The organism is Streptomyces sp. NPDC014991, from assembly GCF_043080665.1.
GTDB lineage: Bacteria > Actinomycetota > Actinomycetes > Streptomycetales > Streptomycetaceae > Streptomyces.
Map to the genome: position 1 here is coordinate 83,407 of NZ_JBIBVY010000003.1, position 12,411 is coordinate 95,817.

The 12,411-nt window shown below is 72.1% G+C and carries 7 protein-coding genes and 1 pseudogene; all 8 read left to right on the forward strand.

Going from position 1 to position 12,411, the window contains the following annotated elements:
- Positions 1–31: 31 nt before the first annotated feature.
- A pseudogene (locus ACF1BE_RS06870) lies at positions 32–742 on the forward strand (3-hydroxyacyl-CoA dehydrogenase NAD-binding domain-containing protein); the annotation flags it as partial.
- 243 nt (positions 743–985) lie between these two features.
- On the forward strand, positions 986–2,209 hold the full coding sequence (locus tag ACF1BE_RS06875; RefSeq protein ID WP_392198219.1) for an acyl-CoA dehydrogenase family protein: 1,224 nt from the start codon (positions 986–988) through the stop codon (positions 2,207–2,209).
- A 251-nt stretch (positions 2,210–2,460) separates the two neighbouring features.
- On the forward strand, positions 2,461–3,915 hold the full coding sequence (locus ACF1BE_RS06880) for a class I adenylate-forming enzyme family protein (RefSeq protein ID WP_392197917.1): 1,455 nt from the start codon (positions 2,461–2,463) through the stop codon (positions 3,913–3,915).
- A gap of 22 nt (positions 3,916–3,937) precedes the next feature.
- Entirely contained in the window at positions 3,938–5,689 is a 1,752-nt protein-coding gene (locus tag ACF1BE_RS06885; protein ID WP_392197918.1) for a DUF3556 domain-containing protein, read from the forward strand.
- On the forward strand, positions 5,682–7,097 hold the full coding sequence (locus tag ACF1BE_RS06890) for a phytoene desaturase family protein (RefSeq protein ID WP_392197919.1): 1,416 nt from the start codon (positions 5,682–5,684) through the stop codon (positions 7,095–7,097). The genes ACF1BE_RS06885 and ACF1BE_RS06890 overlap by 8 nt, the downstream gene beginning before the upstream one ends.
- Positions 7,094–8,356, forward strand: a complete 1,263-nt coding sequence (locus ACF1BE_RS06895) for a PucR family transcriptional regulator (RefSeq protein WP_392197920.1) — start codon at positions 7,094–7,096, stop codon at positions 8,354–8,356. The genes ACF1BE_RS06890 and ACF1BE_RS06895 overlap by 4 nt, the downstream gene beginning before the upstream one ends.
- A 546-nt stretch (positions 8,357–8,902) precedes the next feature.
- A complete protein-coding gene (locus ACF1BE_RS06900) occupies positions 8,903–9,706 on the forward strand; it encodes an intradiol ring-cleavage dioxygenase (RefSeq protein WP_392197921.1) in 804 nt (267 codons plus the stop codon).
- A gap of 163 nt (positions 9,707–9,869) precedes the next feature.
- Positions 9,870–12,329 carry an ATP-binding protein gene (locus ACF1BE_RS06905; protein WP_392197922.1) on the forward strand — a complete coding sequence of 820 codons (2,460 nt, stop codon included), beginning with the start codon at positions 9,870–9,872 and terminating at the stop codon, positions 12,327–12,329.
- Positions 12,330–12,411: the final 82 nt, after the last annotated feature.

The following is a 12,411-nucleotide window of genomic DNA, read 5'->3' on the forward strand; positions in this document are numbered from 1 at the left end:
GTCAGAAGGAAGAGCAGAAGGAAGACATGTGATGACCGAGTCATTCACCACCGCCGCAGTGGTCGGCGCCGGGACGATCGGCCTGTCCTGGGCCGCGCTCTTCGCCGGCCACGGCATGCAGGTACGCGTCACCGACCCGCGGCCGGACCTGGCCGAGGCGGTCGCCGAGGCGCTCGACCGGGCGGCCGGGCAGCTGGCCGCGCAGGGCCTGGATGTGCGCGGCCTCGCCGAGCGGGTGCACATCGCCGACGATCTCACCGACGCGGTGCGCGACGCCGACATCGTCCAGGAGAACGGGCCGGAGAACGCCGGCTTCAAGCGGGAGTTGTTCACCACTCTGGTCGGCGCGGCCCCCGCACACGCGCTGCTGCTCAGCTCCTCCTCGGCGATCCCCGCCACGGTGTTCACCGACACCGTCGAGGAGGCCGACCGGATCCTGATCGGCCACCCCTTCAATCCGCCGCACCTGGTACCGCTGGTGGAGGTGGTGCCGGGGGAGCGCACCTCCGAGGAGAGCGTGGCGCGGGCCGTGGATTTCTACCGCTTCGTCGGCCGGGTCCCGGTCGTCGAACGCAAGGAGATGCCCGGCTTCGTCGGCAACCGCCTGCAGAACGCCCTCACCCGGGAGGCGATCTACCTGATCGAGCAGGGCGTCGTCAGCCCGGCGGAGCTGGACACCGTGATGGTGAACTCGCTCGGCCTGCGCTGGGCGACGGTCGGACCGTTCCTCGGGGCGCACCTCGGCGGCGGCCCCGGCGGCTACCGGCACATGGCCGAGCACATCGGCGTGTCGATGCAGAGGATGTGGGACTCGCTAGGCCGCCCGGAGCAGAGCCCCGAACAGACCGAACGGCTCGTCGCGGCCGTCGAGGAGGCCTACGGCTCTCGTTCCTACGCCGACCTCAGCCAGGAACGCGACACCAAGCAGATCGCCGTGCTGTCCGCCCGGGGACAGCGCCACCGGCCTGGAGAAGGAGACCCGGTCATGACCGTCCTGCTGCCCGAGGAGGCATCGGAGAAGGCGTCCGTCGACGAGCGGCCGGCCGCGGACTTCTACGACTTCGAGTCGCTGCTGCCGCCGCACGAGCACGAACTGCTGCTGCGCGCACGGTCGTTCATGCGCACCGAGGTCAAGCCGCTGGTCAACGAGTACTGGGCGAAGGGCGAGTTCCCCCGCGAGCTCATCCGCGGTTTCCGCGGGCTGGGACTCGCCGGCGTCCCCTACGAGGGCTACGGCGACCCCCTGCCCGCCGGAAGCAATCTGCTGGTCGGCATGCTCTCGATGGAGTACACCCGCACCGACGCCTCCAGCGCCACCTTCTTCGGCGTGCACAGCGGACTGGCGATGTACAGCATCTACCGCGGTGGCGACCAGGAACAGCGGGACCGCTGGCTGCCCTCGATGGCCGCGTTGGACACCATCGGCGCCTTCGCGATGACCGAGCCGCTCGGCGGCTCCGACGTGGCCGGGGGCATGCGCACCACGGCCCGCTGGGACGGCGAGCACTGGGTGCTCAACGGCGCCAAGCGGTGGATCGGCAACGCGACCTTCGCCGACCTGGTGGTGGTCTGGGCCCGCGACGAGGCGGACGACAAGGTCAAGGGCTTCGTGGTGGAGAAGGGCACCCCGGGGTTCTCCCCGGTGAAGATCGAGAACAAGATCGCCTTCAGGATCGTGGAGAACGCCGAGATCACCCTGACCGACGTCAAGGTGCCCGAGGCCAACCGGCTGCAGAAGATCAACTCCTTCCGTGACGTGGCGGAGATCCTGCGCGCCACCCGCAGCGGGGTCGCCTGGCAGGCCCTCGGCGTGATGATCGGCGCCTACGAGCTGGCGCTCCACCACGCCAAGGAACGCAGGCAGTTCGGCCGCCCGATCGCACGGTTCCAGATGGTGCAGGACCTGCTGGTCAAGAGCCTCGGCAACATCACCGCCTGCTGGGGCATGCTGGTCCGGCTCGCACGGCTGCAGGACGCCGGGGTCTTCCGCGACGAGCACTCGGCACTGGCGAAGGCGTACGTCACCTCGCGGATGCGCGAGGTGGTCGCGTGGTGCCGGGAGATCTTCGGTGGCAACGGCATCGTGCTCGACTACGACATCGCCCGGTTCTTCGCCGACGCCGAGGCGATCTACTCGTTCGAAGGCACCCGCGAGATGAACACCCTCATCGTCGGCAAGGCGGTAACCGGCGAGAGCGCCTTCGTCTGACCCGGACACCCCACGACCCCGCGCCGGCCCCGAGTGAAGCGTGCCTCGGCGCCGGCGCGGACCAGTGCGGGCGTGCCGCCCCGACTTCGTGCGCCGCGCACAAGTCCGGCCGCGAGCGTCGTCGTCCGCGCCCATGGGCCGCAGGCCCCGCCGATTCGTACCGTCTCTCCTCATGCACCGGACATCCGTCCCGCCCCGGGACGGGCACCCCCGGCCGCCCGACGTCCGTCGACGTACCACGAGGAGCCGACATGCACATCGCGGAACTGCCAGATCTGCGGGCCCGACGGGACGCGGAAGCTCCCTGCCTGACTGACGACACGTCAGTCGTGCACAACGCGGCGTTCGCCCGCCGGGTCCGCCGGGCCGCGGCGGCCCTGCGGGCGCGGGGGGCCGGGCGCGGGGACGTGGTGGCACTGCTGCTGCCCAACACGGTGGACTTCGTCGTCGCGCTCTTCGCCGCCTGGCGACTCGGCGCGGCGGTGACCCCGGTCAACCCGGCGCTCACCGAGGACGAGGTGCGGTACCAGCTCGGCGACGCGGGTGCCGCGATGGTCGTCACCGCGGAGCCGTCGCCACTCGGGACGCTCACGGTGGCCGAACTGGGCGCCGCGGCCGAGGACACGGCCGTACCGGAGACGGACGCGGACGCGCTTGCCCTGCTGATCTACACCAGCGGCAGCACCGGGCGCCCCAAGGGTGTCATGCTCGACCACGCCAACCTCGCCGCCATGACGGGCATGATGATCGAGGCCGCCCGGCTCTCCGAGGCCGACCACAGCCTGCTCGTCCTGCCGCTCTTCCACGTCAACGGGATCGTGGTCGGCGCGCTGTCCCCGCTGCTGGCCGGTGGGCGGGTCACGGTGGCCGGGCGGTTCCAGGCCGCAACCTTCTTCGACGTGGTCGCCGCCGCACGCCCGACCTTCTTCTCCGCGGTCCCGGCGATCTACTCGATGCTCGCCGAACTGCCGCAGCAGGTACGGCCGGACACCTCGTCGGTGCGGTTCGCCGCCTGCGGGGCGGCCCCGATGCCGCCCGCACTCGTCGAGCGCTTCGAGCGCCGCTACGGCATCCCGGTACTGGAGGGCTACGGCCTCTCCGAGGGCACCTGCGCCTCCACCACCAACCCGCTGGACGGCCCGCGCAGGCCCGGCACGGTCGGACGGCCGCTGCCCGGCCAGCAGGTCGCCGTGATGGACTCCCAGGGCCGGATCGTCCCGGCGGGGGAGACCGGTGAAGTGGTCGTCCGCGGACCCAACGTGATGCGTGGCTACGTGGGCCGTCCGGAGGAGACCGCCCGCGCCGTGGTCGACGGCTGGCTGCACACGGGTGATGTCGGCCGTTTCGACGAGCACGGCTATCTGGTGCTGGTCGACCGCATCAAGGACGTGATCATCCGAGGTGGCGAGAACATCTCTCCCAAGGAGGTCGAGACCGTCCTCGGCGATCACCCAGAAGTGCTCGAAGCCGCCGTGGTGGGCGCCGCCGACCGGCGGCTCGGCGAAGTACCGGTGGCGTTCGTGGCGTTGCGCCCGGGCGCGGCGACCGACGCGGGCGAACTGCTCGACCATTGCCGGGCCCGGCTGGCCAGGTTCAAGGTGCCCACCGGGATCACCTTCGTCGACCGGCTGCCCAGGAATCCCGTCGGCAAGACGGACAAGCCCGCGCTGCGGGCCAGGGCCACCGCCGTCACCGTGGCCGGCTGAGCAGGGGGGCGGGAGAGCAGTCATGGGATTTCTCGCACCGAACACGGCGGACGTCGACATACAGCAGTGGCGCAGCCGCCCCTACCAGCAACGCATCAGGCCGCTGGCCGAGCACTGGACCATGCACGGCTTCGGCACCCCCGGCATCGTGCACCTGCTGTACCTGGTGAAGATCACCGCGTACGCGCTCGGCGGCATCGCGGTCGTCTCCGCCACCCCCGGCGCGGGCGGCATCGCGCACTTCGACTCCTGGTGGGCGGAACCGGTCGTCTATCAGAAACTCGTCGTCTGGACACTGCTGTGGGAGGTGCTGGGCCTCGGCTGCGGCTCGGGCCCGCTCAGCTCACACTTCCTGCCGCCGGTAGGAGCCTTTCTGCACTGGCTGCGCCCCGGCACGATACGGCTCCCTCCCTGGCCCGGCCGCATCCCGTTCACCGCCGGGACCCGGCGCACGGTGGCCGATGTGGCCCTGTACGGGGCGCTGCTGGGGACGGCGGTGTGGCTGCTGTGCTCACCGGGCGAGGGAGGCGACCCGGGCGCGTCCGGCGTACTGGCTCCGTGGCGCGTCGCCGTCCTCGCCGCGCTGCTCGCGCTGCTCGGGCTGCGCGACAAGACCGTCTTCCTCGCCGCTCGCGCGGAGCACTACGGTCTGACGCTGGTGATCTTCCTCTTCCCGGTGAGCGACACGACCGCCGCGCTGAAACTGGTCATGCTCGCCCTGTGGTGGGGCGCCGCCTCCTCCAAGCTCAACCGCCACTTCCCGTTCGTGGTCGCGGTGATGATCAGCAACAGCCCGCTGCGCCCGGCCTGGTTCAAACGCCGGCTGTACCGCCACCACCCCGACGATCTCAGGCCGTCCCGATTCGCCGCCGCGGCCGCGCACGGCGGCACGGTCATCGAATACGTGGTGCCGCTGGTCCTGGTGCTCTCGCACGGCGGACCCGTCACCACGATCGCTCTGGCCGTGATGGTCGTCTTCCATCTGCACATCATGTCCACCTTCCCGATGGGCGTACCGCTGGAGTGGAACGTCTTCTTCATCTACTCGGCGCTCGTCCTCTTCGGCCACGACGCGGCGGTCGGCGCCTTCGCCCTGCACTCCCCGCTGCTGGCCGCGGTGCTGGTGCTGAGCCTGGCCGTGGTCCCGCTCCTCGGGCACGTCCGCCCCGACCTGGTGTCGTTCCTGCCCTCGATGCGCTACTACGCCGGCAACTGGGCCACCAGCCTGTGGTGCTTCCGCAAGGGCACCGAGCCCCGGCTGGGCGAGCACGTGGTGAAGGCGTCCGGTCTGCCCGTGGACCAGCTCACCCGCCTGTACGGAGCCGAGGCCGCCGAGCTGGTGCTGCACCAGGGGCTCGCCTGGCGGGCGATGCACAGCCACGGCCGTGCGCTGGCCGGTCTGCTGCCGCGGGCCGTGGACGACGTGGAGTCCTACGATGTGCGGGAGGGCGAGACCGTGGCGGGAGCAGTCCTCGGCTGGAACTTCGGCGACGGCCATCTGCACAACGAGCAGCTGGTGGCCGCCGTACAGCAGCGGTGCGGTTTCGCACCGGGCGACCTGCGCGTCGTCGTGCTGGAGTCCCAGCCGACCCACCGGCAGCGCCAGCACTACCGCATCGTGGACGCGGCGAGCGGCCTGATCGAGGAGGGACATGTGAACGTAGGGGAGATGGTGACCCGGCAGCCCTGGCTCGACGACGAGAGCCCCGCGATCCCCGTCGAGCCCGTCGCGCGCCCGCGACCGCCGATCGAGGCGGCGGCCGCACATGACTGACGCGATCGTGGTGGGGGCCGGCCCGAACGGCCTGGCCGCCGCCGTCGCCCTGGCCCAGCGGGGGCTGAAGGTGACCGTCCTGGAGGCCGCCGACGAGATCGGCGGCGGCACCCGAAGCAGCGAACTGACCCTCCCCGGCCTCCTGCACGACCACTGCTCCGCGGTCCACCCGCTGGGCGTCGGCTCGCCGTTCCTGCGTACCCTCGGCCTGGAGCGGTACGGCCTCGACTGGGCGTGGCCCGAGGTCGATCTGGCTCACCCGCTGGACGGCGGGCGGGCCGGGGTGCTGCTCCGTTCCATGGAGCGGACCGTGCGCGGGCTCGGCCCGGACGGCCCCGCATGGGAGCGGCTGTTCGCCCCACTGACCGACGACTTCGACGCGCTCACCGAGGATGTCCTGCGCCCGGTGCCTCATCTGCCCGCCCACCCGGTGGCGCTGGCCAGGTTCGGGCTCAGGGCACTCCAGCCCGCCACAGCGGTGGCCCGGCGCTGGCACACCGAGGAAGCCAGGGCGCTGTTCGCGGGAGCGGCGGCACATCTGATGTATTCACTGACCGGGCCGGCCGGTTCCGCGGTCGGGCTGATGCTCGTCGGCGCCGCACACCGCTTCGGCTGGCCGGTCGCCCGCGGCGGGTCGCGGACCGTCACAGATGCGCTGGCCGCACTGCTCGCCCAGCTCGGCGGGACCATCGAGACGGGGGTGCGGGTCGACTCGCTGGCCGGACTTGCCCCCGCCCGGATCGTCATGCTCGACACCGCACCCGGAGCCGCGGCACGCATCTGCGGCGACCGGCTGCCCAGCCGGGTGCGCCGGGCCTACCGCGGCTGGCGCCACGGCCCGGCGGCGTTCAAGGTCGACCTCGCCGTCCAGGACGGCATCCCATGGACCCACGAGGCATGCCGTCGCGCGGGCACCGTGCACCTGGGCGGCACCCTGGAGGAGGTCGTCCGTACGGAGGCGCAGACCGCCGCCGGGCGGATGCCCGAGCGTCCGTTCGTCCTGGTCGGCCAGCAGTACCTCGCCGACCCCGGCCGCTCCCGCGGCGACATCCACCCCGTCTGGGCGTACGCCCACGTCCCGCACGGCCACCCCGGTGACGCCACCGAGGCGGTGCTGCGCCAGATCGAGCGGTTCGCGCCGGGGGCCCGTGAGCGGATCGTGGGACTCTCGGCGCGCTCGGCCACCGAACTGGCGCGGTACAACGCGAACTTCGTCGGTGGCGACATCGTCGCCGGTGCCAACACCGCACGGCAGGTCGCGCTGCGCCCCCGGATGTCCCTCGACCCCTACAGCACCGGCATCCCCGGCGTGTACCTGTGCTCGGCGGCCACCCCACCCGGTGCGGGGGTCCACGGCATGTGCGGTGCGAACGCCGCCCGCTCCGCACTGCGGTACCTGGACCGGTGAACGGTCCCGCGCAGCGGCCGGAGGGGGCACCGGATCCGGTCGTTCTCGCGGCCCAGGTGATACAGGCCGACCGGGACGACGTCATCGCCAGGCTTGTCGCCACCACCGAGGCGGAGATCGCCCAACTCGAACACGACGAACTGCTGCACGGGCTCCTGGAAGCCAGCATCACCGAGAACATCGTCACGGCTCTGCACGTGATCATCAATCGCATAGACCCGCAGACCGTGGACGCGCCGGCCTCAGCCGTCTCCTACGCCCGCAGGCTCGCCCAGCGCGACGTTCCGCTCTCAGCCTTGCTGCGCGCCTACCGGCTCGGCCATGCGCAGAGTCTGGACCTCGTCCTCGGCGAGGCGGTCCGGCTGGGGCTGCCGGACCCGGCCGGCACCGTCATCACCCTGGTCGGCCTCAGCTCCGCCTATGTGGACCGGGTCTGCGACCAGATCGGCCGTGTCTACGAGGAGGAGCGCGAACGCTGGGTGGGCACCCGCGGCATGCTGCGCCAGTACTGGGTCAACCAGCTCCTCGACAACCCCCGCGTCGACCTGCGGCAGGCCGAGGCCGCCCTGTGCTACCGGTTGTCCGGCAACCACATGGCCGTCGAGGGTTGGTGCCACGGCGCCACGGCGACCACCGACCCCACCGCCGTCTTCGACCGGCTGTCGTCGCTGCTGCACACCGTCCTGCGTGCGCACGGGCGCCCCCTGCTGGTCCACACCGACGAGGCCGCCGCCCGTATCTGGCTGGCCGTCAGGCCCGGCTGCCCGGTGGACCCCGACACGGTCGCCGCCGAACTGGCCGAGGCAGCACTACCGGTGCGTGTCGCCCTCGGCATCGTCCGCCCGGGCCTCGACGGCTTCCGGCGCAGCACCCGCGCTGCCGCCCGCGCCAAGGCCCTCGCGCTCTCCGCGGGGGCCGGCACCCCCGAAGTGGTTGCCTTCACCCGCGTCGCCCCCGTCGCCCTCCTGGTCGAGGAGCCCCGCGAACTGGCCGACTTCGTCCACGACACCCTCGGCGACCTCGCCGTGGACGACCGCCGCCGCGAACTCCTCCGCGAGACGCTCCGCGTCTTCCTCGCCACCCATCGCAGCTACGCCGCCACCGCGGACCAGCTGATGGTGCACCGCAACACCGTCCACTACCGCGTCCAGCGCGCCGTCGACCACTACCACCTCGACCTCGACGCCAACGCCTTCGACCTCCAGTTCGCTCTCACGATCTGCCGCTGGCACGGGTCGAAGGTCCTGCGCAGCGAGTGAAGCTGAGGTGGGACGGCTCTGCGGGTGGGACAAGCAGGCTGACGTCCGCACCGAGCCCATGTCGTGCATCGGGAAGTCACCAGGGACATCGTGGAGGGGCAGTGCGGTCCGCGGAAGCGGCGAGGCTTCCTGACGGGGGATCGGGACGTACGACGTGATGCGGGCCCCGACGAACGCTGCTCACCGCACGGACGGCCGAGGCCGGTGCCGACAACCCGAACCGGGTGGTCTCGCTGTCGAACAACGCCGCACCCGGGTCGGCAGGGTGTCCTCGGCGAGGGGGTCGTCGCGGAGGGAAGTGCCTGCGGGGACCCGCGGAGCCTCGCGGGGCCGGTGAACGACCGTACGGGCTGCGTCTGTCGGAGCGACGCCGCCCGCGCATGGCCCAACACTGACGTCAGGCCCTCGTCCTGCTGATCCGGATCGGCATGGGCGCGGCGACCGTGCACGGCACGCACGCGGCACCCATGGAGGGTTTCGTAACGCGGTTGCCTCGTGGGTCGTCCGTGCGATCCCGTGAGCCGTCCCAGGCGTCATGCTCACGCCATGACTGACACCCCCCGCCACAACACCGCGGAACCGCAGCGCGGCCCCCAGCCGTCGGCCGTTCCGGCAGATGCCACCCGCAGGTCCGTCATAGCCGCCCTGGGCGGCGCCACCCTAGGGGTTGCCGCGCTGGGTCTCGCCGCCACGCAGGCGACCGCCGGCACCGAGCACCGGGACGCGGCCCGGCCGGCTCCCGCCTGCGTCCTCACACCCGAGCAGACCGAGGGGCCGTACTACCTGGACCTGGAGACGGTCCGCAAGGACGTCACAGAAGGGAAGGCGGGTGTTCCGCTGACCCTCCGCGTGACCGTGGTCGACGCGGCGACCTGCGCACCGCTGCCCCGGACGGCGGTCGACATCTGGCACTGCGACGCCCTCGGGGTCTACTCCGGTTACGTCGCCGGCGGCTCCACCCCGGACACCACCTTCCTGCGCGGCGTGCAGCTGACCGACTCCGCCGGTGTCGCGGAGTTCACCACCGTCTACCCCGGCTGGTACGTCGGCCGGGCCCTCCACATCCACGTCAAGACGCATGTGGGAGGCACCGTGTCCAACGGGACGTACCACGGCGGCCACGTGTCCCATACGGGCCAGCTCTACTTCCCGGAGGCGTACAACACCAGGATCGCTGCCCTGTCCCCGTACCGGAACAACACGGCCGCCCGCACGCGGAACGCGCGGGACGGCATCTACCGCAACGGCGGGTCCTCGACCGTGCTGACCCTCACCCAGGCAGGCAGTGACCTCGGCAAGGGAGTCACCGGAACCGTCGTGCTCGGCATCGACCCCGCCGCCACACCCTGACGCACCTGGATGCCTGCAGTGGCCGGCCCCGCCACGGCGCCGGCCGCCGCACGCGTGACCGGGGCCGCACCGCTCCTGCCGGAGCCGACCGGCGCAGCCTTCGCAGAGACACATGGCTGAAGGCGATGGTTTCGTTCCGAGGCGGTGCGGCCAGGAGTCCGGGATGAGCCGGAGTCGAGCGTGTGATGTGTGCGGCGCGACGTTGATCGTGAGGCCGCACGGGGGCCGGCCGGCTCGATACTGCTCCAGCGCCTGCCGGCAGCGGGCGCTGCGGCGACGGGCGGCTCCGGGTGTCACGCCTGCGGTCTCGACGGCCGGTGGGAGCGTCCTGCCGTCGGCACTCGACTCCTTCGTCGGCCGCAGGCGCGAACTGTCGGGCCTGCGTACCCTCCTGAGGACCTCGCGCCTTCTCACGCTGACCGGTGCGGGCGGTGTGGGCAAGACCCGGCTGGCGCTGGAGTTCGCCAGGGGGTTACCGAGACGGTTCGCACGAGTCGACCTCGTGGAACTCGCCTCGCTCCAGGACGGCGCGCTGGCGACGCAGTCCCTGGCCGCCGCGCTGGGGGTGGGCGAACGAGCGGGCCGGACCGGCATCGACGTGCTGGTCCAGGCGATCGGTGACGCCTCCCGGGTGCTGATCCTGGACAACTGCGAACATCTGGCCGAACCGTGCGCCCGGCTGGCGGCGACCCTGTTGGGCCGCTGCCCGTGTCTGCGGATCCTGGCCACCAGCCGGGAGGCCCTGAGGGTGCCCGGAGAGACCGTGTTCCGCCTCGGCGAACTGTCCCTGCCGCCGGCCGACGCCCAAGACGATGTGACGGCCCTCATGCAGTCCGATGCCGTACGGCTCTTCGCCGACCGCGCCGCGAGCAACTCCCCAGGGTTCACGCTCCATCGCGGCAACGGCCATCTGGTGGCCGAGATCTGCCGGCGCCTGGACGGCCTGGCGCTCGCAGTCGAACTCGCGGCCCGCCACGTCGGTGCGCTCGCGCTGAGCGACATCCTGGCAGGGCTGGACGACCAGCTCTGCCAGGTGGACCTCCTGACCGGGGGAAGCAGAGCCGGACCCGCACGCCACAGCGGGTTCGCCGCAGCTGTCGACTGGAGCCATCGACTGCTGGATCCCGCCGAGCAGGCGGTCTTCCGGCGCCTTTCGGTGCTGGTCGGCGGGTTCGACGCGACCGCTGCGCAATCAGTCTGCGCCGGTGACGGCATAGGCCGGCGGCAGGTGTTCCGCATCCTGTGCGCCCTGGAGGCGAAGTCGCTCGTCGTACGTCTGCCGGGAGAGACGGCACCCACACGCTTCAGGCAGTTGAGTGCCATCCGTGCCTGCGCCCTGGACCGTCTGCGTGCGTCCGGCGAACTTCACGCCACCTTGCGCCGGGCGCTCGCGTGGCTGACCGAGCTGGCCGGGCGGGAGCGCGGGGAGGTGTTCGCCGACCAGGCCGGCAGCCCGCTCGCGGCGGAACGGGACAATCTCGCCTCGGTACTGGCCTGCAGCGCCGGCCACGGCGACGCCGTACCGGTGCGGCTGACACTGGAGCTGGCACGTGTGCACTACCAGCAGGAGCAGCCGTCGGCCGCCCGTGGGCTGCTCACCGGACTCCTGCGGGGAGTCGGGAGCCGGGCGCTGGGTGGGCAGGTGCCGGCGCTCGCCGCACGCGTGGCCTGCCAGCAGGCCCACCTGGACGAGGCGCTGCGCCTGGGTGAGCAGGCCGTGCAGAGCGAACGGATGCGCGGTGACGCCGCCGGACTGGCCAACGCCCTGGACGCCCGGGCGGCGGCGCGCCTGTGCCGCGGTGAGTTCGCCGAGGCCGTCGCGGATCTGAGGGAGTGCCTGGAGGTCGTCGCGTCCCCCGGCACGCCGCAGGACATTGCCTGGTGCACCCAGCACCTGGCCTGGGCGCTGCTTCAGTCCGGCGGGGCGCTGGAGGCCGACGAACTGATGACACGGTGCCTGCCCGTGCTGAGGCAACAAGCGCCGTGGCCCCGGATCGCGGCCGCGCTGCACACCGCGGGCGCCGTACGGCTGGCCTTGGGGCGTCTGCGCAGTGCGGAGATCCTGTTCGCCGAGGTGCTGCGGATCGCTCCCGGGGCCAGTTTCCATGCCCTGTACCCCGTGGAGGGCCTGGCCCTCGTGGCCGCGGAGAGCGGCGACATGCAGCGTGCGCTGAGGCTGTACGAGGCGAGTGTGCAGGCGCGGCGCCGCCTGGACACCGAGCCCGAGGCTCCCTGGCGGCACAGGATGGAACAGGCGGCGGCCCGTGCCCGGACACGGCTGTCGGCTGCGGCGCAGGAGGCTGCCGTCGCCGGTGCCCGTGGGCTGCGCGGAGAACGGCTGGTCGCCTACGCGCTCGGCGCGGGGAGCGGCGAGGACCGGTCGAGGCACGAGGGCCGCGCCACCGACGAGCGGCTCCGGCTCACCGTGAGGGAGTCCACGGTGGCCGAACTCGTCGCCGAAGGGCTGACCAACCGGCAGATCGCGGACCGGCTCGGCCTTTCGATCCACACGGTCGCCACGCACCTGGACAAGGTCCGCGACAAGCTGGGCCTGCGCTCGCGCACGCAGATCGCACTGTGGGCAGCCGCACGGACCGAGGGCGGGCGCGCAGCCCGGCGGTGAGCACCTGGAAGCAGGAGAAGCCCGGCCGACGGAAGGCCGGACCACTAGGACTTAGCGCCCGCCCTCGCGGGTAGCGAACCTC